Genomic DNA, 21,203 nt, shown 5'->3' with positions numbered 1-21,203 from the left:
AGCCGCCGGTTTGCAGTGTCAGAATGTTCGAAATGATCTATTGTTTTGTTGAAATGATAAGTTTGGGGATCAAAATGACAGAAAGTCGCGATCAGAAACTGCTTGCTCTGCTCCGGCGCAATGCCCGTACGAGTGTGACCGAACTGGCCAAAGCACTGCACGTGTCCCGATCAACGATTCAGAATCGCATTGCCAGGCTGGAGGCCAGCGGCGTCATTCGCGGCTATTCAGTGATTCTGGGAGGGGATTATCTGCAAGGGCAGGTGGAAGCCCACGTGTCTATCAAGGTCCGGCAGAAGCTGACCGCCCGAACCAACACGGAACTGGAGCGTATCAGCCAGGTGGCACAGTTATTTGCCGTGAGCGGGGAATATGACCTTATAGCGATTGTCCAGGCCCGTACTCTGGAGGAGTTAAGTAAGGTGCTGGACGACATCGGCAATCTCGAAGGCGTCGAACGAACCAATTCAGCCGTCGTGCTGGAAACCCGCTTCAAACGTTAGCGTTTGACGGTCAGGAGCCGAGCATGCCTGCCCAGGCGCTGTAGAGGAAGGCACCGGAACCGACCAGAATCAGGGCCCAGGCCGGAAAGATCAGAACAGAGCGCGTTGACGATTTCATAACGACCTCCTGAGGTGATGACAATCTTTACGCTGCAACTTTCAATCTAGACCAGACTTGACGGATGTCACGAAGTATTTTGAGTGACAGGTCTCAGATTCGAGCTAAACGGCCAATCACCGGGATTGTTATTGCTATTGAGGGAGTCGGAAAGTTGGCTAGTATGGAGAGGAAGAAAACAATAACAAGGACGCACAATGGCCGTAGACCCGAACAAGCAGACTTCACTGCATTGCCTTTATTACTGGGCAGAGCATACTCCCGACAACGTTTTTTTGACCCAGCCCTACCCAGACGGGCGTGTTGAAGATATTACCTGGCGTGAAGCCGCCGACCAGGTGTCGCGCATGGCCGCCCACCTGAACACGCTGGGGTTGCCTCAGCGAAGCAATATCGGGATTCTGGGCAAAAACAGCGCCCACTGGATTCTGTCCGATCTGGCCATCTGGGCAGCAGGGCACGTCAGCGTACCGCTCTATCCAACTCTGAATGGCGAGACCGCAGCCTATATTCTGGACCACAGTGAAACTCAGATGCTGTTTCTCGGCAAACTCGATGGCACGGCCGATGGCTGGCATGACATCAAGGGCCATATTCCCGAGCAATTACCGATTATCTCGCTGCCGCTATCGCCTCGGGGCGACACGCCCAAATGGCAGGACATTATCGCCGAACAGTCCCCGGCGATACCGAAACTGCCCGATCCTGATGATCTGGCCACCATTGTTTACACCTCTGGCAGTACCGGGCGGCCGAAAGGCGTGATGCACAGCTTCCGGACCATGATCTCGGTTGCCGACGGGCTGCAGCAGCTATTCCCCGTATCGGCCAGCGAACGTATGTTGTCCTATCTCCCCCTGGCCCATGTGGCCGAACGGGCGGCGGTGGAGACCCAGTCACTGTATTACGGTTTCCATCTGTACTTTGCCAACTCGCTGGATACCTTCCAGGAGGATCTGCAGCGGGCCCGGCCAACCCTGTTTTTCTCGGTGCCTCGCCTGTGGATGAAATTCTACCTGGGGGTGAATGCGAAGTTGCCGCCCAAGAAGCAGAAACTGCTGTTCAATATCCCCATTCTGAACACGCTGGTTAAGAAAAAGGTGCTCAAACAGCTGGGGCTGGATCATTGCCGGGCGGCACTCACCGGTGCAGCTCCGCTCTCGGCGGAGATCATCGGCTGGTACCGAAGCCTTGGTCTGGAGTTGCTGGAGGTCTACGGTATGTCGGAGAACTTCGGCTATTCCCATGCCAACCGTCCGGGCCAGGCCAAGGTGGGCACCGTTGGTATGGCCAACCCGGGTGTTGAGCATCGGATCGGGGAAGGAGGCGAGGTTCAGGTGAGGAGCCCGGGCCAGATGCTCGGTTATTACAAGAACGAGGAAAAAACCCGGGAAGACCTGACGGATGACGGTTTTCTCAAAACCGGTGACATGGGTGAAATTGACCATGATGGATGCCTGCGCATTACCGGGCGGGTTAAAGACCTGTTCAAAACCTCAAAGGGGAAATACGTGGTGCCGGTGCCTATCGAGAACCGGTTCAATCACCCCAAGGCGGAAGTGGTGTGTGTGGCCGGTGCCAACCAGCCCCAGCCGTGCCTGATGGTTCTGCTTTCCGAGGAAGCCCGCGATGAACTGGAGCGGGGAGGCAGTCGCAGCGAACTGGAACAGGAGCTGGCAGATGAACTGGATTCCGTGAATGCGGAATGCGAGTCCCACGAAAAGGTGGCGTTTGTGGTTGTGGTTCGTGAACCCTGGACCATGGAAAACGGTATGCTCACACCCACCATGAAGATCAAGCGCAATGTCATCGAGGATTTCTACAACCGCAAGATGAACGAATGGTTCGAGCAGAAACGCAAGGTGATCTGGGAATTCTGACCAGGTATCACCGAACAAAAAAAACGCCGGCATGGAAACATGCCGGCGTTTTTTATTCAGCAACCCCGAAAGGCGTGCAGTCTGTTTTAGTGGCCGCCCTGAACCTGGGGCATATCCTGCGCCACGGCTACCGCCTTGCGATTGAAAATTCGCACCTTGCGGCTGATAAACTGCATCGCCTGCCTTGCGGCAGCGCGGGTATACTGGCGCCTGACCTCAGTACTGTTGTGGAGGATACTGGACGGCAGCGGTTTAACGGTTGCGATATGGTTCTGAGTCATAGCGCCTTCCTCCTTCATCTGGTGGATTGTTAGCGATCTATCTTTAATTTACGTTCAATTCTAAGGATTCTTTTTTGCAGCTTGAATACGTTAAAATCCGTACCCTTGTTGCAAATATGCAGTGATTATGGACTGGGATTATCTTCGATATATAAGGGCCCTTGCAATAGGCGGAACGCTTGCAAAAGCCGGTGAAATTCTGGGCGTTCACCAAACGACTGTTTTACGGCGACTTGATCAGATGGAAGAGTCGCTGGGGGTGCAGTTTTTTGAGCGTAACCAGAGCGGATTGCAGCTCACACCCGTGGGAGAAATGGCCTTTCGGGAGGCTGAACGGCTGGCTACCGATATGGAAAACCTTGAACGCAAACTGGTGGGGGATGATTCCGCACCGGTTGGCAAGGTTCGTGTGGCCGCCGAAGACGTGATGATGAATGAACTGCTCAGCCCGATTCTGGCCGAGATGGTGCGCACCTATCCCGAGATTGAGCTGGAAGTTCTCACCGATAACGATGTGGCTAATCTCAGCCACCGGGAAGCCGACCTTACCCTTCGGCCGGAGAACAAGCCCCAGGCAACGCTGGAGGGTGAACGGATTGCCGCAATCGAATCCGCGGTCTATGGCGCAGCAAAATACTGCCGCCGGCACCGGAACATGGATATTGAGAATCAGCCGGAAGGCTGTACCTGGATACTGCCAGACGAATCCTTCAGCCACCTGGCAACGGGGCGTTGGTACCGCAAACAGCTGAAAAATGTCACGTCGGTGATTCGCTGCAATAGCCTGCAGTCCATGCATGCCCTTGCCCGGGCCGGGGCAGGCCTGGCGGTGCTGCCCTGTTACCTGGGCGACGCCACGAGGGAATTGCGGCGGCTGTCCGATCCTCTGGAGGGCGAAAGCATCGACCTCTGGCTCCATGTAAACCAGGATACCCAGCAGATGGCCCGGGTCAGAATGGTCATGGAGTTTCTGGTAGATCGCTTGCAGGGTCTGGAGTCGGTGATCGAGATTTCGGGAGCCCTGTAGCTCAGTCTTCAGCCGAGCAGAACGGCCAGAACTGGTACCAGCGCCAGCACTGGAACTCCGCTTCGCACCGCTGCAACTGGTTGTGGTAGCGGTAAGCCCTGGCTCGGACCCGGCTGGCCAGGGCCTGAAGCTGCGGCTTGCGGTCGAAGGAGCGCCGGGCATAGCCGGTTCTGCCTTCATGGTAGGCCAGGTACAGTTCCCTCGGGGCGGTATAGGGGATACCCAGTTGCTGGTGGCTCAGGCGGTTATACCAGCCGACGAAATCCAGGGCGTACTTCATATCGCTGCGCACCGTCAGCCAGTCACCATCGTTTGCTGCCAGGTATTCCTGCCAGGCTGGATCAAGGGCCTGAGCGTAACCGAAGGCTGTGGTTGGTCTTGCCCACGGAATCAGACCCCATAGCCGGGTACGCGGTGGTCTGGCATGGCTTCGAAACGATGATTCGTAATAGACAAAGGCCATCTGGGTGGCAATGGGGGTTCCCCAACGTTGTTGTGACGCGCTGGCATAGTCGTACCAGACCGGATGCTCCCGGAAAATGTCGCAAAGATTTTCCGGTCTCGCCGGGGGATCCGGAGCCAGCAGGCTGAAGCGGAGCGTGGCCCAGATCCCGATCAGTAAGCCGGCCACCGGTGGCCCATACCATTTGGCCAGGCGAAGCCAGCGTGCTTTTTCAGCCTTATGGCGGCCCTTTTTCTTTCGGCCTGACCTGTTGCGTATTCCTACCAAACTGTCATCTCCTGAACCCCTGGATTGCTTGCTGCCAGCCTTGGGCCCATGGCATAAGAGAGTCATTGCATTAGCCAGGATGATAGGTAAATGAAGCGATTGGCCCTAGTTAAACCTGTTTTAGTCGTTGCCATGCTTGGCGTGGGCTCAGCTCAGGCGGCCCCGGATGCCGCCAGTGTGCTCGAAGCCTCCCCGATTGACGACATTGTTGAGCAATACCCGGCGATGCTAAGCCAGGGTATTCGGGAAGGGCTGAAACAACGCGGTCAGGTGCCGCCCATGGTGGCGGATACCGTTGGCTATGTCGTGAGCAGCAGTTTCAGCGCCGACAAAATTGAGCAGCAGATCATTACCGATCTGCAAGCACAGCTCACGGACGAACAGCTTCAGGCGGTAAGTGAGTGGTACCAGACACCCGTCGCCCGGAAAATTTCGAGCGCAGAGATTGCCGCCTCGGCGCCGGAAGCCTGGCCGCAGATTCAGGCCAGCGCGCCGGAATTGAATCGAAAGTACAAAGGCGCTCCCAAAGCCGAGATGTTCGATCGATTCGACCGGGCCGCCCGGGCAACCGAAAGCGCGGTGGATACCACCATTGCTGTTCAGTTGGGGTTGGCCACTGCCATGTCGGCGCTCAGCAGCGAATCAATGCATTATGAGCAGTTGGAGCGCCGTATCGAAAACCAGCGAGGAATGCTTCGGGGTGTGGTCGGCCAGCAGGTCTACGACAGCTATCTTTATACCTACGACAAGATCAGCGCCCAGGAGCTGGCATTGTATCTGGACTTCCTCGAAAGCCCCGCCGGTAAGCAGTTTTCTCAGGTTGTGACCAGCAGTATTCAGCAGGCGATCATGGAGCCGGTGGAAAGCATCGGACGGCAGATATCGAGGTTCATGGCACCGCCGGCAGGATCGGAGTAGGACGCACCCCGGCCGGCGTCGGAGATATTCCGAACACCGGCCGGGCCAATCATCGGATCAGCTGCGGCTGGTGACTTCCAGCAGGTGGTAGCCAAACTGGGTCTTGATGGGGCCGATCACAGTATTGAGCTCGCTGTTGAAAACGGCTTTGTCGAACTCCGGAACCATCTGGCCCGGCCCGAAAGAACCCAGGTCGCCGCCGTTACGGCCGGAAGGGCAGGACGAGTGCTGCTTGGCGACTTCTGCGAAATCCTGGCCACCTTCGATGGCTTTCTTCAGTTCCTCACACTTGGCTTCACTGTCTACCAGAATGTGGCGTGCGGTTGCTTGTGCCATGATCAATTTCCTGTCGTTGGGTGAATGGAACACAGACCGGAATGCTGCCCGCAGCGGCGCCCTGAGGCAAGTGGTTTTTGTCCGTGTTTCTGCGGCCTCACAGTCTCTGGTGCAAACCTGTACAATGCCGGCTTTCTTTTCGCCGGCGCTCGTCGGCCTCTACTTCGACAGGTTTGTTTCTTGATCTCCACCGCCAATCTCACCATGCAGTTCGGGGCGCGGCCCCTGTTTGAAAATGTGTCGACCAAATTCGGCAACGGCAACCGTTACGGCCTGATCGGGGCGAATGGTTGCGGTAAATCCACCCTGATGAAAATTCTGGGTGGTGATCTGGAGCCATCGGCGGGCCAGGTTATGCTGGAACCGAATACCCGGCTGGGTAAGCTCCGTCAGGATCAGTTTGCCTATGAACAGTGCTCAGTGATGGACACTGTGATTATGGGCCACGAAGAACTCTGGAATGTGAAAAAGGAGCGGGACCGCATTTATTCGCTGCCGGAGATGAGTGAGGAAGACGGTATGGCCGTGGCAGACCTGGAAGTACAGTTTGCCGAAATGGATGGCTACACCGCGGAATCCCGAGCCGGTGAGTTGCTGCTGGGCCTGGATATTCCTCTGGAGCAGCACAACGGCCCCATGAGTGCTCTGGCGCCGGGCTGGAAACTGCGTGTGCTGCTGGCACAGGCTCTGTTTTCTGACCCCGACGTACTGTTGCTGGATGAGCCCACCAACCACCTGGACATCAACACCATCCGCTGGCTGGAAAACATTCTGGTGGCCCGCAACAGCACCATGATCATCATCTCTCACGACCGTCACTTTCTGAACAGTGTATGTACCCACATGGCGGACCTGGATTATGGTGAGCTGCGCCTGTTCCCCGGCAACTACGACGAATACATGACCGCCGCCACCCAGGCCCGAGAGCGCATGCTGTCAGATAACGCCAAGAAGAAGGCCCAGATTGCCGAACTGCAGCAGTTTGTCAGCCGCTTCTCGGCCAATGCCTCCAAGGCCAAACAGGCCACCTCTCGCGCCCGTCAGATCGACAAGATCCAGCTGGAAGAGGTGAAGCCCTCAAGCCGCGTGAGTCCCTTTATCCGCTTCGAGCAGGGCAAGAAGCTGCATCGTCAGGCCGTGACTCTGAAAGGTCTGACCAAGGGCTTCGACGAAGGCCCCTTGTTCAAAAACCTGGATCTGCAGATTGAGGCGGGGGAACGCGTGGCTGTTATTGGACCGAACGGGATTGGTAAAACCACACTCCTGCAATGCCTGGCTGGCGCTTATGAGCCGGATGCCGGCGAGGTGAAGTGGACCGACAGTGCCGAGGTTGGATATTTCGCCCAGGACCACACCGCGGATTTTGCCCGCGACGAGACCCTCACCGACTGGATGGCGCAATGGACCACCGGCGGCGAACAATTAGTGCGCGGTACGCTGGGGCGGATGCTGTTTTCCGGTGATGATATTGGCAAGTCTGTAAAGGTAATCTCGGGGGGTGAGCAGGGCCGCATGCTGTTCGGCAAACTGATCCTGCAGAAACCGAATGTGATGCTGATGGACGAGCCCACCAACCACCTGGATATGGAGTCTATCGAGGCTTTGAACCTGGCGCTGGAGAACTATCCGGGAACGCTGATTTTCGTAAGCCATGATCGCGAGTTTGTCTCCTCGCTGGCGACGCGGATTATTGAGCTCACAGCTGATGGAGTGACTGACTTCAGTGGCTCCTATGACGATTATCTTCGGAGCCAGGGCTACCTATGAATGAACCACAGGTTGTAAGCGCCACCCGGCAATGGGTTGAAGATGTGGTGGTTGGTTACAATCTCTGCCCCTTCGCCAAGCGCGAGTTGGTCAAGAACCGCGTGCGTTTTGTCGTCAGCGAGGCGGAGAACGAGGATGAGCTGCTACAGGCGTTGCAGTCAGAGTTGCAGCGCCTGGAAGACGAGCCGGACGTCGAAACCACGTTGTTGATCCATCCTGGTGTGTTGCAGGATTTTCTCGCTTACAACGAATTTCTCGATGCCGCGGATGCCTTGCTGAGCTATCTGGAGCTGGAAGGTGTCTTTCAGGTTGCCAGTTTCCATCCGGACTATCAGTTCGCCGGCACCGATGCAGAGGCCGCGGAAAACTACACCAATCGATCACCGTACCCCATGCTGCACCTGTTGCGGGAAGCAAGCCTGGAAGCGGCTATTGATCACTATCCGGACGTAGATGGTATTCCCGACCGGAATATTGCGTTGATGAATGAGCTCGGTGTGCAGAAGATGCGTACTATTCTGAAACGGTGCACCGACGCCGAAACCTGACATTCCGAGCCACTGAGTTGTAACGGAAATGACTGAGCATCGAACCCGCCCATTCAGTTCCAGCCAACGACTGGAATAAGCCGATCGCCACCCTGAATCTTGGGCGGACCCGGGCCGAGGATCTGGTGGAACTGAAACTGAACGCGAGGATCGGGGAGACCCTGAAGGCCTCCCTTGATCAGTTGTGAGCGTTATTTACATCAGGTTGTAGATGAACACCACGCCCACCGCAATCGGGGTGATGAAGCGCACGGTGACAAACCACAGGTTGAATGTACCCGGTGACAGGGCCAGCTCCTTCTCCATGGCAGGTTTCGACATCACCCAGCCCGCCATCAACGCGACCAGTAGCCCGCCCAGCGGCAGCAGGATGTTGGCGGTGAAGAAGTCCAGCAGGTCGAAGATGGTTTTGCCTTCCAGCATCGGGATGAAGCCCAGTGGTGCGAAATCCGCCCACAGGTTCAGCGACAGAATAGAGGCAATACCCAGAGCCCAGCACACCACACCGGCAGCCAGCGTACTGACGGTGCGGTTCATGCCCTTTTGTTCTTCCAGCCATTCAACGATCGGTTCCAGCAGGGAAATGCCAGAGGTCCAGGCGGCGAAAATCAGAAGTACAAAGAACAGGGTGCCGAACAGTGAGCCCATGGGCATCTGACCGAAGGCCAGGGGCAGGGTCTGGAAAATCAGGCCAGGGCCAGCACCGGGCTCGAGGCCGTTGGCAAAGACAATCGGGAAAATGGCGAGGCCGGCCAGCAGGGCGACACCGGTATCAATCACCGAGACGGTAATGGAGGTTTTGGCGATGGAAATCTTCTTGGGCAGGTAGGAGCCATAAGCCATCATCACCGCCATACCCAGGCTCAGAGTAAAGAATGCGTGTCCCAGTGCCACCAGTACGCCAGAGGTGGTGAGCTTGGAGAAGTCCGGCTGGAACAGGAAGGCTGCCGCTTGGCCAAAGTGGCCGGTGGTCATGGCGTAGCCGACCACAATCAGTAGCAGTACAAACAGTGCCGGCATCAGAATGCTGACGGCCCGCTCCAGGCCGGAGCGCACACCTTTCGCCACCACCAGCATCACCAGGGCCATGAACACGGTGTGCCACAGCAACAGGGTGCCGGGATTGCTCAGTAGACCCGAGAAAATAGCACCCACGGCGTCTGCGGTCTGGCCGGAGAGCTGGCCGCTGGCGGTGGTGCCAACGTAGGAAATGGCCCAGCCACCAATTACCGAGTAAAACGACAGAATCAGGAAGCCTGCAAGAATGCCCACGGCGCCAACCAGTTTCCAAGCCGGGTTCAGTCCGTCCCGCTGGGCAATGGCCTTGATGCTGTTAACCGGGCTGTGGCCGCCACGACGGCCGATCATCACTTCGGCCATCATGATGGGAATACCGATGATGGCGATACACAGCAGGTACACCAACACAAAGGCGCCACCGCCGTTTTCGCCGGTTACGTAGGGGAATTTCCAGATGTTTCCGAGGCCCACAGCGGAACCGGTGGCCGCGAGAATGAACGCGAGCCGTGATGACCAGAGCCCGCGCTGGGCATTGGAGCCCTCAAGGCTGCCGGAATAGGCAGCGGAACCGGATGATGAGACAGACATGGTTTTCTCCCGAAGGTCTTGTTGTTGTTTCTGGGGTTAAAAATGGAGCCGCAGAGACTGCGGCTCCCAAGGGGAAGCACCGGTGTCAGGTTATCCGGTGCGAGACAGCCGCTGGGGCGCCAGCCCAGCACCCGCGGCATGCTTGGTGAACCGCTCTTCCGCCAGTTCATTGGCGATTGCACCGGTGGGAAGCCCGGTGCGGTCAGAACGGTTAAAAATCTCGGTCAGGGTGTCGCCGATGGTTTCCACGTGGGCGCGCACTTTGTCCGGGGAGGCCCCGGTGCGTTCGTAGAACACATCAATGATGCCGCCGGCGTTAATCGCGAAGTCCGGGGCGTAAAGAATGCCCCGCTGTTTCAGGGCTGCGTCGTGTTCCGGGCGATCCAGCAGGTTGTTGGCAGCGCCTGCAACAATGCCGGCACGGATAGCAGGAATACTGCGATCGTTCAGCACCGCGCCCATCGCGCAGGGTGCGATGACATCGACGGGCAGGGTCAGTATGTCTTCCGCTGAGGCGGCGTGTGCGCCGAGCTGGTCGACAGCCCGCTGCATGTTGTCGGCGTGAATATCGTTCACCCAGAGTTCAGCACCGGCGTCTTTCAGGTGTTGGGCCAGGCGGAACCCGACATTACCGATGCCCTGGATGGCCACTTTCAGGCCGGTGAGGTCATCGCTGCCGAGCCGGTGTTTTACTGCCGCTTTGAGGCCAACAAAGGTGCCGTAGGCGGTAACAGGAGAAGGGTCTCCGTTACTGGGGTTGCCATCGAATCCGGTGCGGTAGGCAACGCCGGCCACATGGCGGGTATGGCGCCCCATCACTTTCAGATCCGGCACGCTGGTGCCGGAGTCTTCGGCCGCAATGTAATGGCCTCCCAGGCTTTCCAGGTGCTTGCCCATAGCCTCCAGCAGGGCTTGTGTTTTGTGCTTGCGCGGATCGCCAATAATCACGGATTTGCCACCACCCAGGTCCAGATTGGCCAGGGCCGATTTGTAGGTCATTCCCCTGGACAGGCGAAGCACATCTCGCAGCGCTTCTTCATCACTGGCGTAAGGGAACATTCGGCAACCGCCTAAAGCGGGGCCGCGGGAGGTGTTGTGAATAGCGACAATGGCTTTGAGGCCGGTTTCGGCATCGCAGAAAAACGACAGGTGTTCGTGGTGATCGAACTCCGGATGGCTGAACAGCATGTTGAAATCCTCTCCCGCACAGCCGGATCCCGGCGGCAGGTTCTGTCTTGTTTTTGTCGGTCTGGCTTGTGGCCAGGGTGTCGATTTCAGGTGTCCTCCCGAAGGATTGGTCGGGTTGCCCTTTTGGGGCCGGACGAAATTCAAGCTAATGCAAGTTTACGTGAACGTCAACCTTGGCGGCCGGCGGAATTGTGAACTTGTTTGATTTAATCATCTAACTGCCTGAGCACTGGTAAGAAAAAAAACGCTTAATGGTGGTTTCTACCTATACGCGTTTTGCACTATACGGCTTAGCTTCTTCAGATGTCTGTCGCCTCCTATCCTTATCAGTTTGATTCGCGGAAAGTCCGATCCGAGTTCTTCCGCCTGCTTCCCATCTCATTCTTTGTGGTGGCGTTTGGTGCTGCCTTTGGCCTGGCCGCCATTCAGGAAGGGCTGACGCCGCTGCAGTCGATTCTGATGAGCACAACCGTGTTTGCCGGCGCTTCGCAGTTTGCGGCGGTGGATATCTGGGGGGCCGATGTTTCGGTTCTGCCTTTGATCGCCGTGGTTTTTGCCATCAATTCCAGGCACTTGCTGATGGGCGCCTCGCTTTACCCGATGCTGAGAGAAGTCTCGCCCGGACACCGCTACGCGCTTTTGTTGTTGCTCACAGATGCCAACTGGGCGGTCTCGGCCCAGGATTATCAGAATGGCAGGCGCAACCTCGAAGTGATTATCGGGGGTGGTCTGGTGCTGTGGCTGGCCTGGATTGTTGGTACAGCCCTGGGCGTCTACTTCGGCGGTTTGTTACAGAACCCCAAAGCCTTCGGGCTGGATATGGTGTTGGGTTGCTTCCTGCTGGCCATGGCACTGGGAGGCAATAAGTCCCCGCGGGTGCTGGTCGCCTGGTGCGTTGCCGGCGCAGCCTCCCTTGCCGCCTGGAAGTGGCTGCCGCCCAATATGCACGTGGTGGTTGGCGCAATCGCCGGTGGTTTGGTCGGTTTGGTCTGGTTGGAACCAAAATCCGCGGTGGCGGACAACCAGCGGGAGGTGACCGGTGACCATTGAAACCACAACCCTTGGCGTGATGGCGCTGATCACCATCATGACCTTGGTCACTCTGATTACCCGTTTCGGCGGTGTGTTTGTGATGTCGTTTGTACGCATCAATCCGCGCGTGGAGAGTTTCATCAATACCATGGCCAGCTCGGTGCTGATCGCCATCATCGTTCCCATGGCGGTGGCCGGCGATCCGGGCGCGCTGGCGGCACTGGTGGCCACGGCGGTTGCCATGCTGGTGCTACACAAGCCGCTTCCCGCTATCGCTATTGGCCTGCTGGCCGCCGCGACGGTTCGTTATTGGCTCTGAGTTTATTGGCGGTCGCGGTTAAAAACTGCTCAAGTTTCTGGCGGTAGTGCCGTTAAGTGACCCAGTGTCACTGAGGTACCGCACCATGATTTCATCCAGCCAGATTTCCCTGTTCCAGGACAGCAGCCGCCAGGTATCGGCGTTCGACAGCTCCCAGCTGAGAATCCGCCAGTCTGCCGCCCCGGTACCGGAAGGGCAGACCAATCGGGGCACCGAGTTGTCATTGTTCCGGCAGGCGGCGTATCGCTACAGCAGCCAGGAGCAGATGGCGTTTTCCAGCACCAGTGAGGTGACTGGAGACAACCGAGCGGCCACCTTCACCAGTTCGGAACTGGTCGAAAAGTCTTCAGAGCTGTTCCTGATGGGGCAGCAGGCGCTGACGGTTAGCCGCGCCGCCCTGGGGGGCGAAGCGGCTGCGGAATCGCCGAAGAACCTGTCGGTTTCTGCCGGTCGCTATATGTTCTACTCCGAAAGCGAAACCCGCAGCTTCGCGTCGACTGGCAGCATCACCCTCGATAATGGTGAAACCATCGACTTTACCCTGTCGCTCAGACAGTCACAGTCCCGCAGCTATGAATACTCCGAGCTGATCCAGATTCAGGAGCGTCCCCTGACTGATCCGCTGGTGATCAACTTTGGTGCTTCTACCGCGAGACTGACCGACACCCTGTTTGAATTCGACATGACGGGCAACGGCGAGACGGCGCAGTTCGCCTCTCTGGGCGCGGGCAGCGGATATCTGGTTTTTGACCGCAATGGTAACGGTAAAGTGGACGATGGCAGCGAATTGTTCGGTCCGGAAAGTGGCTCTGGCTTCAGCGAGTTAGCTGCATTTGATGACGATGGTAACCGCTGGATAGATGCTAACGATGAAATATTTCAGTCCCTGTCGGTGTGGGTACAGACGGCTGATGGCGGCCAGGATCTGCGCTCGCTGGCGGAGGTTGGGGTCCAGGCACTCTATGTCGACAGCGTGGACGACCGCTTCACCCTGACCAATCCTCAGGGCGTGCCCCTGGGGCAGATCAAGGCCTCTGGTATTTATCTGACCACTGACGGTGACGTTCGTACTCTGGAAGAGCTGGACCTGGCGGAGCAGAACACCGAGTCGGCCCCGGCGGTGGAAACCGCGCTTGGTGTTCGCAATGCTGAACCAGAGATGAGTGGCGCTGTCTCGGCGCGAATTGCGGCAATTCAAAACGCGCTGGAGAAACTGAACGAAATTCGTGAGAAGCAGCAGGCGTTTATTGAGGCTTCAAAAGAGCAGGGCGAAGAAAAGTCCCCGCTGGATGGTTACCTGAAGATCATTGATAAACTGCGGCTGGAGTTGCTCAACAGCCAGGATGAGAAGAAGCAGGCAGCCAGTCGGTATCTGGAATTCGCCAAGCTTTGACTTTGGGACAGTGCAGCTCAGGGGTGGGGGTGGTCTCCCAAAAATGTCGGAGGCCATGGATGGCCGGAGAGAAGCGCACATGGATGTGCTTGTAGCGGTTTTTGGGAGACCACCCCCACCCCTGAGCGTCTAGCGAGCTGGTTGCTCGTGCATGGGGTTTGTGTCAAGCAAGGCCAGCTCGCCGAGTCCCGGTAATTTGATCCCCAGCGCCATGGGATTGATACCCAGCGACAACCCCAGAATATTCACTTCCAGACCCTCTCGAACCCCGGCCAACACACCGAAATACCCACCCAGGGATAGTTGATAGCCCGCGCCACCCGGGCTTGGGGCGATCAGCCGGTCACCCAGGTAGTCCTTGCCGATGGCGTGGCTGGGCAGGGCTACGTCGAGCCCTGGCGTTTCCCGTATCACCCAGGCTACGAAGGTATTGCTGTTTGGCCCCGGCCAGGCTTCGTATTGGGTGGGGTAGGGATAGTTTTCCACTGCCTGATAGATCTGCGGAATCAAGGCCGCGGCTTTCTCTCCCCGAATATCTGCATACAGTTCCGGCCTGGCGCCGTACCAGTGTCTGTCCGGGTCGCCGGGGCGGGAATTGACCACGTAGGTGCGCCAGCCGGTGACCTCGTGCACCTGATAATAATCAGCGCCATGTTCTTTGGTCGCAATCCAGGTATGTACCGCAAAGTAGCCTCGCCAGCTCCAGGCGCGTGCGCCATAGACCTGAATAATGGCTTCCTCAACCTGTTCGGGTCGAGGCGCTATACCGGCGCTTTCCCGGCTGGCGGTACGCCAGCTCTCCGCAACCTCAAGGCTGCTGCTGGCGGCCAACAGAAGGGGGCCGCCCAGAAGCAACAGCAGGGCGCCGAGCAGGCCCGCGGCGTATTTGAGAAGTCGTTTCATTTACAGGTCCGGTTCGAGTATTTCCAGCATGCTACAGGCAAGATGATACGCCTTTTAACGGTCAATGGATGAAGCAGGTTAAAGAATGGTAGTTTGCCCAAGCTCACGCTGGCTTCTAGGCTCAAGGTGTAAATATTCTTGAGTCAGGAGGTTGTCATGTCTGATCACCATGTCTACAAAAAAGTGGAAATCGTAGGCTCATCCAAGACGAGCATTGAAGATGCCATTCAGAACGCGCTGGATGAGTGTGGGAGAAGTGTTCGCAATATGGAGTGGTTCGAGGTAACGGAAACCCGTGGCCACATCGTCGACGGAAAGGTCGGTCATTATCAGGTGGGCCTGAAAATTGGTTTCCGGATTGCGGATAGTTAAGCAAGTTTAACCGCTTCTTATGGCGCGGTGCCGGATGGTGGTCACCAGGTGATTCAAAAGTTCCCGCGCCTCGCCCTCATGCAGGCTGTGAAACTTGTCGTGCAGGACTCTCCGGTCGTGATCGGAAGCGCCGTGCCGGACTTCCTTCACCAGGTCCAGGTACTGGCAGGCAGCGAGGTGGGCCTTGATTTCCACGTCAATGAGCCGGGTGAGCAGTTCATCCACCGTTTCGTGACAGAAGGGGCGGTGCTGGTTCAGGTGATTTCTGGCCTCCAGTGCAGCGTTTCTGGCCTCCAGCCGTAGGTCGTTGGCGGATTCACCGTTTTCGACAGTTCGCAGAAACTGCCCCAGGCGTTCGTGCAGAAGCCAGATGGCCGGCCAGGTCTTCTGGTAGGCTTCCATTTCCGTTTGGTAACGGGCTTGGTCCAGTGAGGAATGGCTGGTCGACGGGCTGTGATCTGAGCGGTTGAACTGGTTGACCCGGATGTCATCCATTTCACGCCAGAGGGTGTCCGATCTTTCCCTCAATGCGCTGAGCTGGCTCTGGTTTTTGTTCCGTAACCGGGATGCCAGTATCAGGCTGAGAAGCGCCAGCACAAAGGCACCCAATGCCACCATCAGGGGTGGATCAAATGCGGTGAGTATGCTTCCTGGCAGACCGGTATCCATGGCCGTTCACCTGATTGAAGTCCTGTCCTGATCACTCAGTATACAGACTATTGCGGTGTTTGTTGTTTAAACGGCAGTAAGGTTTCCGCCTCGGCAAAATACCCTTGCACCTGGTCTGCTTCTTCGCGGGTGAAGTCGGCAATGGCGTCTCGGAATCCGGGGTGCTGTATACCGTGCCAGGAATGGGTGATCACCGGTTCAAACCCCCGAACCAGTTTATGTTCGCCTTGGGCGCCGGCATCAAAATGTGTCAGCCCAAGCGCCAGCGCCAGCTCGATTCCCTGATAGTAACAGGTCTCGAAATGCAGGTGATTGTACTCGTCCAGACAGCCCCAGTATCGGCCGTAAAGCGTGATTTGCCCCGACAGAAACAGGGCCCCGGCGATCATTTCGCCCTGTTTGATCGCCATGATTACGTGCATATGCTCGGGTAGCTGCTCTCTCAGTAACGTGAAAAACTGTTTGTTCAGGTATGGTCTCTGGCCCCGCTTCAGATAGGTGGCCTGGTAGAACACATAGAAGGCGGCAAGAACCTGGTCTGAAATATCCTTGCCATGGAAGCGGGCAAAGGTGATGCCCTGTTCCGCCACTTGCCGGCGTTCCTTGCGAATGGATTTGCGTTTGCGGGAATTCAATGCCGCCAGATAATCGTCGAAGCTGTGGTAGTTGTGGTTGTGCCAGTGGAATTGGCAGCCGATGCGATGCAGTTCATCGTCATGCGCCAGCAGTTGCTGGTCTTCGGCGTTGGGAAACAGCAGGTGCCAGGAGTGTGCCCCCAGGTGGTGTGTCAGGGTATCCAGCAAGTCGTGCAGGCGTTCGGGGGTCAGCTGTCGCCGGACCTCGGCGTCCAGCAGCAGCCGTGGTCCGGCAGACGGCGTGAACGGAATGGCGATCAACAGCTTTGGATAATAGGGCAGGCCGTATCGCTGGTAGGCCTCGGCCCAGGACCAGTCGAACACATATTCACCCATGGAGTGGGTTTTCAGGTAGGCGGGTGCCAGGCCTGTAATCCGGCCTTCGTGTTTGAATACCAGGTGGCTGGGTGCCCAGCCCGTTTCGGGGCAGGTACAGCCGCTTTCTTCCAGTGCCTGAAAGAATTCGTATCGAAGAAACGGGTTGGAGACCCCGGCCAGTCGTTGCCAGTCCGATTTAGGGATGTCGGCAATACTGGCTCGGGTCTCCAGAGTGAGTTCGCGTGGCGCGTTTTCTGACATGCTTGGTTTCAGGTCGTTGACGAATACCTTCTACCATACGCCAGAACCCGCCATTTGATCACTCCTTGTCTTGCTTCCCACTGTTGCTACAGCGTTGCTGCATTTTTTCCTGCCACTGATTCATGTGTTTTTCCTGTTTGATCTGTCTTTCCTGGTGGATCTCCGCCCAGATCTGGCGCTGCTCCTCATTCAGTTTCAGGCGATCGGCCATTTCTGCCCGGTACTTTTCCCTTTCGGCCTGGCGCTCTTCATGGTTAAAGGGGCCTTTGCCTTCACGGAAGTTCTCGCACAGTTCCTGTTTGTCCCACTTGCCGTTCTGGTGGTGTGTGCCGTGTCGTTCCGCGAGAACAGCCGGGCTGGCGGCCATCAGGCTTGCCATCAGTACACCGGCGGTTAACAGGGTGGTTTTTGCCTTCATGGGTCTTTCCTCGTCGTTGTTCACAATGGATGATGACCATGCTACGTCGGTGCAACGTCAGATGGTGTCAGGGCTACGTAAAGGTTCGGTAAAGGCCGGGAGCCCGCCCGCAGCGGTACAGAAGGGCCATGCTAGACTGTGGCCGTCACATCCCAGAGAGAAGACTATGCAGAACCGGGTACTGTTGATTGAAGATGACGACGAGTTACGGGAGCTGCTGGCCCGCTACCTTGCCAGCCAGGGCTTCAGTGTGTGTGAGGCCGCCAATGGTCGTGATGGACTGGCTCTCGCTCTGGGTCAGGATTGTGACATTGTGGTGCTCGATATCATGCTGCCTGATATCAATGGTCTGGATGTTCTGAGGCAACTTCGGGGCAAGACGCACCTACCCGTGATCCTGTTGACGGCCCGTGGCGATGAAACCGACCGAATCGTCGGCTTTGAAGTGGGCGCCGATGATTACATTCCCAAGCCCTGCAATCCCAGAGAGCTGGTGGCGCGGCTTCAGGCCCTGCTTCGTCGTATCGCCTGGGATCAGAAAACCGAGGTAGACGCCAGCCGGACTTATGGCGACTTGCGGGTGGAGCCCGGCCAGCGCCGCATCTACCAGAATGACGCGCCCGTGGAACTGACGGGCACCGAGTATGAAGTGCTTCAGGTGTTGCTGGCCCATGCCGGCAGTGTGGTCCGCAAGACCGATCTCATGCAGTGGGCGCTGGGGCGCCGCCTTGAGGCCTACGACCGCACTCTGGATATGCACATCAGCAATCTTCGCAAGAAACTGGGCAATGATGACCCACCCCGCATCGAGACGGTGCGAGGACTGGGATACAGCTACCGGATACCCACATGATGAAGCGTTTCATGTTTCCTCTGTTCTGGCGGATTTTTCTATCCATCTGGCTGGCCATGGCGGTAACCGTGGTGGCCAGCCACCTTGCCTCGCGTTATCTGTTGGACCGGGAACGGCAGGCGATTGAACGCCAGGTGGGTTTACAGGAACTGGCTCGCGAAGCTCTAGTCATTCGTGAACAGCGGGGTCGGGGGGATGCCTGGCGCTTTTTGCGTTCGGAAGGTGAACGCCTGGATTTGCACCTGATGCTGATCGAAAAGGAGCAGGGCCAGCATCGACTGCCCCGGGCGATTCGGGAACGCATACAGTCCGGTTGGTACCCCCACAAACCAGCCGTTCTGGATCTGCAGGAGGGCTATCAGCTAGTTGCCTGGCCCCGGATGGGCGGCGATGGTTGGCTGGACCCGAGAATGTTCTGGTTTGTGGAGATGGGGCTGGCGTTCCTGTTGATCTCCCTGGCCTGTTGGTGGATTGCGCGAATGGTCTCGCGGCCGTTGAGACACATGGAGGGAACCGCCCGGGCGATTGCCGGGGGGGATACTGGTCTGCGGGTTGCTGGTCGCATTGCCCGGCGCCGTGATGAAGTGGGCCAGTTGGCGACGGCATTCAACGGTATGACAGACCGGCTGTGCCAGCTGCTGGACCGTCAGAACCAGCTGTTGCGGGATATCTCCCATGATCTTCGTACCCCGCTGGCACGCCAGCGGGTGGCGATTGAACTGGCTTCGGACAGCGGCGCCGATGAGGCATTGATGACCAGTATTCTGCGCCAGAACGAGCGGCTGGAAACCATGACCGGCCAGATTCTGACCCTGTACCGGGTGTCCGAGAACGGCGGTGATATGGCGCGTGAGCCGGTCAAGCCGATGGTCCTGGTCAATCACGTGCTTCAGGATGCCGCCGATTATGCTGAGCACCAGCGCGTGGACTGCAAACTGGTGGCCTCGGAGGAGAGCAAAGCGGTGTCTGTGCTTGGCGACGGTGGTTTATTGCAGCGTGCGTTTGATAACGTGCTGCAAAACGCCCTGGATCACACGCCGCCGGGCAAATCGGTGAAGCTCTCTCTGTCCACGGGCAATGAGAGAATCCGTTTGATCGTCGCTGATGAGGGACCGGGTGCTCCTGAAGACCTGCTACAACACTTGTTTGAGCCTTTTTTCCGGGCTGACAAATCCCGTGGTGGCAAAGGTTGGGGGCTGGGGCTCGCTATTGCCCGTGATATCATTCAGGCCCACGACGGGCACATCAGTGCCCGCAACCGGGACGAGGGTGGCCTGGAAGTGATCCTTGAGCTACCGGTCTTTGTCGGAGGCTGAGGAATCGGCGTTCGGGCTTTGATCCGGTGCGTTGTCACTGCCCGGTTTCAGCTTGCTGGCGGCAGAAAAATCAATGCCTTCCTGCAGCTCGTCCTCATCAAACCGGATGCCGCAGGCGGCCTTACGTATCCGCGCAGGGGCCGCGGTCCCGGGTTGGGTCTGTTCGTTGTCTTCGGTCGTCATAGGATCGCCCATGAGTAAGGATTACCCGATTCCTGCAGGATACCTTGAGCGGGAAACGGAAGTGAAGAAAAGCCGTTTTATTGCCCGAGTGTATCCCGTCAGTGACCGGGACGACGTACGAACATACGTTGACCAGGCCCACCTTGACTACCCCGATGCCCGTCATGTCTGCTGGGGGTATCAGATCGGCCGGCCCGGCTCTGCGGCCGAGGCTGCCATGAATGATGATGGTGAGCCTTCCGGAACCGCCGGCAAACCCATTCTGGGCGTGATCCAGCACAAGGATATGGGAGACGTGCTGGTGATCGTTATCCGCTATTTTGGTGGTATCAAGCTTGGAGCCGGTGGCCTGGTTCGGGCCTATGCCGGCGCCGCTGAAAGTGTCTTGTCCGCCGTTGACCGCGTGGTGCAGCAGGCACGTGTGCAGGCAACGGTGCAGTTCGGGTTTGCCGATGAGCAACCGCTGCGGCACTGGTGCGACGGGCATGAAGGGCGTATCGACGCGATTTCCTATACTACGCGGGTGACAGCCAGCGTTTCCTTGCCTGTGGCTCAGCAACAGGACTTCAGCGCGTTTTGCGAGTCCCAGAAGATGGATTACCGTTTTGAAACCTGACTCACTGAGGCAGGCCGGTAGCCCTGGGCACGCGTATACTGGAGACATATGAGAGCAACGGAGTTAAGCCTATGCGTATTATGATGATCGCTGCTTTGGCGTTTGCCATCACCGGCTGTGCCAGCAATGTGGTGACCGACTACAATCCAGCCACCGTTTTTGGCAATTACAGCAGCTGGGCCTTTGCCAGCAACGCCCAGGACTCTGGTTTCACCTCGCTGGATGACGCCCGGGTTCGGGACGCGGTAGAGCGCGAGCTGAACCGGAAGGCGATGAAAAAAGTGACGGAACCTGAAGCTGATCTTCTGATCAGCTGGCAGATTGTGGCCGAGGAACGGCTCGAGCAGGTAGGCGTTGGCCTGGGGTTCGGGTTCGGCCATGGCAACTTCGGCTGGGGCCTCTCATCGCCGCCACCGGTGCGAGAGGTAACCGAGGGCAAACTGGTGGTGAGAATGGTTGATCGGACCACCGAGGAAGTGGTCTGGCAAGCCGCGAGTCGACGCTATCTCAATGAAAACCAGTCGCCGGAAACCCGCCGCGAGCTGATTGACGAGGTTGTCTCGGAAATGTTTTCCAAATACCCTCCGGGCCTGAACTGATTGCAGATAAGGCGTAATCATGGGTATGAACAAGCGCAAGGGTGGTCTGGTGTTCTCCACGGATCAGGGGCGGATGTGCCCTGAGTGCCGGAACCCGGTGGATGACTGCACCTGCCAGGCGGCGCAGAGGCCGGCTGGAGACGGTATTGTGCGCGTCAGCCGGGAGACAAAGGGGCGCAAAGGCAAGGGCGTGACCCTGGTGACCGGTATTCCGCTCGACGACAAAGAACTGAAAGCCTACGCCAAACAGCTAAAAGCCAAATGCGGTACAGGTGGTACAGTAAAAGACGGTGTGGTGGAGATACAGGGCGACCAGCGAGATATTCTGGTGCCGTTACTGGAGCAGAAAGGCTGGACCGTCAAGCGCGCGGGTGGCTAACGTTCCGAAGCCACCACAGTTGACCAATTCAGG

Annotated in this window: 25 protein-coding genes and 1 pseudogene; 16 read left to right on the top strand and 10 right to left on the bottom strand. The window is 57.6% G+C overall.

Going from position 1 to position 21,203, the window contains the following annotated elements; genetic code table 11:
- The first annotated feature begins 74 nt into the window (after positions 1–74).
- Both Q675_RS28120 and Q675_RS28115 read left to right on the top strand, forming a co-directional pair.
- The gene (locus Q675_RS28120; RefSeq protein ID WP_031211329.1) at positions 75–503 is read left to right on the top strand and encodes an Lrp/AsnC family transcriptional regulator; all 429 of its coding nucleotides are present in this window, start codon (positions 75–77) and stop codon (positions 501–503) included.
- 315 nt (positions 504–818) lie between these two features.
- Positions 819–2,501: an AMP-binding protein gene (locus Q675_RS28115; RefSeq protein ID WP_023011172.1), complete on the top strand. Its 1,683-nt coding sequence runs from the start codon at positions 819–821 to the stop codon at positions 2,499–2,501.
- 86 nt (positions 2,502–2,587) lie between these two features.
- On the opposite strand, the gene Q675_RS28110 is transcribed toward Q675_RS28115, so the two are convergent.
- Positions 2,588–2,782: a hypothetical protein gene (locus Q675_RS28110; protein ID WP_014422246.1), complete on the bottom strand. Its 195-nt coding sequence runs from the start codon at positions 2,780–2,782 to the stop codon at positions 2,588–2,590.
- Positions 2,783–2,909: 127 nt separating this feature from the next.
- Between Q675_RS28110 and Q675_RS28105 the strand changes: the two genes are divergently transcribed.
- Entirely contained in the window at positions 2,910–3,809 is a 900-nt protein-coding gene (locus Q675_RS28105; RefSeq protein ID WP_031211328.1) for a LysR family transcriptional regulator, read from the top strand.
- Position 3,810: 1 nt separating this feature from the next.
- Here the strand turns inward: Q675_RS28105 and Q675_RS28100 are convergent, their stop codons facing one another.
- On the bottom strand, positions 3,811–4,539 hold the full coding sequence (locus Q675_RS28100) for a hypothetical protein (protein ID WP_023011170.1): 729 nt from the start codon (positions 4,537–4,539) through the stop codon (positions 3,811–3,813).
- Positions 4,540–4,629: 90 nt separating this feature from the next.
- Here Q675_RS28100 and Q675_RS28095 point away from each other — a divergent pair, with 90 nt between their 5' ends.
- Positions 4,630–5,457, top strand: a complete 828-nt coding sequence (locus Q675_RS28095; RefSeq protein WP_023011169.1) for a DUF2059 domain-containing protein — start codon at positions 4,630–4,632, stop codon at positions 5,455–5,457.
- 57 nt (positions 5,458–5,514) lie between these two features.
- Here Q675_RS28095 and Q675_RS28090 read toward each other — a convergent pair whose 3' ends face one another.
- Positions 5,515–5,793: a peptidylprolyl isomerase gene (locus Q675_RS28090; RefSeq protein WP_008939100.1), complete on the bottom strand. Its 279-nt coding sequence runs from the start codon at positions 5,791–5,793 to the stop codon at positions 5,515–5,517.
- A 180-nt stretch (positions 5,794–5,973) separates the two neighbouring features.
- On the opposite strand from Q675_RS28090, the gene Q675_RS28080 reads away from it, so the two are divergent.
- From Q675_RS28080 to Q675_RS38575, 3 genes and pseudogenes are all read left to right on the top strand, one after another.
- Positions 5,974–7,560, top strand: a complete 1,587-nt coding sequence (locus Q675_RS28080; protein ID WP_022991486.1) for an ABC-F family ATPase — start codon at positions 5,974–5,976, stop codon at positions 7,558–7,560.
- Positions 7,557–8,108, top strand: coding sequence for a DUF1415 domain-containing protein (locus Q675_RS28075; RefSeq protein ID WP_023011168.1), 552 nt, complete (start codon positions 7,557–7,559; stop codon positions 8,106–8,108). Before Q675_RS28080 ends, Q675_RS28075 begins: the two co-directional genes overlap by 4 nt.
- Before the next feature lie 62 nt (positions 8,109–8,170).
- Positions 8,171–8,296 (top strand): annotated as a pseudogene (locus Q675_RS38575) (NAD-dependent deacetylase); the annotation flags it as partial.
- A gap of 7 nt (positions 8,297–8,303) precedes the next feature.
- Here Q675_RS38575 and Q675_RS28070 read toward each other — a convergent pair.
- Both Q675_RS28070 and Q675_RS28065 read right to left on the bottom strand, forming a co-directional pair.
- Entirely contained in the window at positions 8,304–9,716 is a 1,413-nt protein-coding gene (locus Q675_RS28070) for a sodium-dependent transporter (RefSeq protein ID WP_023011167.1), read from the bottom strand.
- 90 nt (positions 9,717–9,806) lie between these two features.
- A complete protein-coding gene (locus Q675_RS28065) occupies positions 9,807–10,904 on the bottom strand; it encodes a Leu/Phe/Val dehydrogenase (protein WP_023011166.1) in 1,098 nt (365 codons plus the stop codon).
- Positions 10,905–11,207: 303 nt separating this feature from the next.
- On the opposite strand from Q675_RS28065, the gene Q675_RS28060 reads away from it, so the two are divergent.
- The 3 genes from Q675_RS28060 to Q675_RS28050 all read left to right on the top strand — a co-directional run bounded on the left by Q675_RS28060 (position 11,208) and on the right by Q675_RS28050 (position 13,648).
- On the top strand, positions 11,208–11,954 hold the full coding sequence (locus Q675_RS28060) for an AzlC family ABC transporter permease (protein WP_011786321.1): 747 nt from the start codon (positions 11,208–11,210) through the stop codon (positions 11,952–11,954).
- Complete coding sequence (locus Q675_RS28055; RefSeq protein WP_011786320.1) at positions 11,944–12,255, top strand: AzlD family protein; 312 nt, start codon at positions 11,944–11,946, stop codon at positions 12,253–12,255. Before Q675_RS28060 ends, Q675_RS28055 begins: the two co-directional genes overlap by 11 nt.
- A gap of 85 nt (positions 12,256–12,340) precedes the next feature.
- The gene (locus tag Q675_RS28050; protein WP_011786319.1) at positions 12,341–13,648 is read left to right on the top strand and encodes a hypothetical protein; all 1,308 of its coding nucleotides are present in this window, start codon (positions 12,341–12,343) and stop codon (positions 13,646–13,648) included.
- Between the two features lie 129 nt (positions 13,649–13,777).
- On the opposite strand, the gene Q675_RS28045 is transcribed toward Q675_RS28050, so the two are convergent.
- The gene (locus Q675_RS28045) at positions 13,778–14,551 is read right to left on the bottom strand and encodes a DUF3750 domain-containing protein (RefSeq protein ID WP_011786318.1); all 774 of its coding nucleotides are present in this window, start codon (positions 14,549–14,551) and stop codon (positions 13,778–13,780) included.
- Positions 14,552–14,707: 156 nt separating this feature from the next.
- Between Q675_RS28045 and Q675_RS28040 the strand changes: the two genes are divergently transcribed.
- Positions 14,708–14,923 (top strand): dodecin, encoded by a 216-nt coding sequence (locus Q675_RS28040; protein ID WP_011786317.1) that lies wholly within the window; start codon positions 14,708–14,710, stop codon positions 14,921–14,923.
- Between the two features lie 6 nt (positions 14,924–14,929).
- Here Q675_RS28040 and Q675_RS28035 read toward each other — a convergent pair whose 3' ends face one another.
- Genes Q675_RS28035 through Q675_RS28025 form a run of 3 tightly spaced genes read right to left on the bottom strand, consistent with a single transcriptional unit; the run spans position 14,930 to position 17,224 of the window.
- On the bottom strand, positions 14,930–15,592 hold the full coding sequence (locus Q675_RS28035; RefSeq protein WP_011786316.1) for a hypothetical protein: 663 nt from the start codon (positions 15,590–15,592) through the stop codon (positions 14,930–14,932).
- A gap of 47 nt (positions 15,593–15,639) precedes the next feature.
- The gene (locus Q675_RS28030; RefSeq protein ID WP_011786315.1) at positions 15,640–16,806 is read right to left on the bottom strand and encodes a GNAT family N-acetyltransferase; all 1,167 of its coding nucleotides are present in this window, start codon (positions 16,804–16,806) and stop codon (positions 15,640–15,642) included.
- 58 nt (positions 16,807–16,864) lie between these two features.
- Positions 16,865–17,224, bottom strand: a complete 360-nt coding sequence (locus Q675_RS28025; RefSeq protein WP_011786314.1) for a hypothetical protein — start codon at positions 17,222–17,224, stop codon at positions 16,865–16,867.
- 166 nt (positions 17,225–17,390) lie between these two features.
- Here Q675_RS28025 and Q675_RS28020 point away from each other — a divergent pair, with 166 nt between their 5' ends.
- Both Q675_RS28020 and Q675_RS28015 read left to right on the top strand, forming a co-directional pair.
- On the top strand, positions 17,391–18,077 hold the full coding sequence (locus Q675_RS28020) for a response regulator transcription factor (RefSeq protein ID WP_023011165.1): 687 nt from the start codon (positions 17,391–17,393) through the stop codon (positions 18,075–18,077).
- Positions 18,074–19,393, top strand: coding sequence for a sensor histidine kinase (locus tag Q675_RS28015; protein ID WP_011786312.1), 1,320 nt, complete (start codon positions 18,074–18,076; stop codon positions 19,391–19,393). Before Q675_RS28020 ends, Q675_RS28015 begins: the two co-directional genes overlap by 4 nt.
- Here Q675_RS28015 and Q675_RS28010 read toward each other — a convergent pair.
- Positions 19,370–19,576 carry a hypothetical protein gene (locus Q675_RS28010; protein ID WP_223268788.1) on the bottom strand — a complete coding sequence of 69 codons (207 nt, stop codon included), beginning with the start codon at positions 19,574–19,576 and terminating at the stop codon, positions 19,370–19,372. The two genes, Q675_RS28015 and Q675_RS28010, sit on opposite strands and share 24 nt — an antisense overlap.
- Positions 19,577–19,586: 10 nt before the next feature.
- Here Q675_RS28010 and Q675_RS28005 point away from each other — a divergent pair, with 10 nt between their 5' ends.
- The 3 genes from Q675_RS28005 (at position 19,587) to Q675_RS27995 (ending at position 21,170) form a co-directional block, all read left to right on the top strand.
- A complete protein-coding gene (locus Q675_RS28005; RefSeq protein WP_011786311.1) occupies positions 19,587–20,192 on the top strand; it encodes an IMPACT family protein in 606 nt (201 codons plus the stop codon).
- A gap of 71 nt (positions 20,193–20,263) precedes the next feature.
- Positions 20,264–20,791, top strand: coding sequence for a DUF4136 domain-containing protein (locus Q675_RS28000; RefSeq protein WP_023011163.1), 528 nt, complete (start codon positions 20,264–20,266; stop codon positions 20,789–20,791).
- 19 nt (positions 20,792–20,810) lie between these two features.
- Complete coding sequence (locus tag Q675_RS27995) at positions 20,811–21,170, top strand: translation initiation factor Sui1 (RefSeq protein ID WP_023011162.1); 360 nt, start codon at positions 20,811–20,813, stop codon at positions 21,168–21,170.
- Positions 21,171–21,203: the final 33 nt, after the last annotated feature.

This window comes from Marinobacter sp. EN3 (assembly GCF_000475315.1).
In the GTDB taxonomy this organism is placed as follows: domain Bacteria; phylum Pseudomonadota; class Gammaproteobacteria; order Pseudomonadales; family Oleiphilaceae; genus Marinobacter; species Marinobacter nauticus.
The sequence above is the reverse complement of the archived record's forward strand: the minus strand, read 5'-3'. Positions and strand labels throughout refer to the sequence as shown.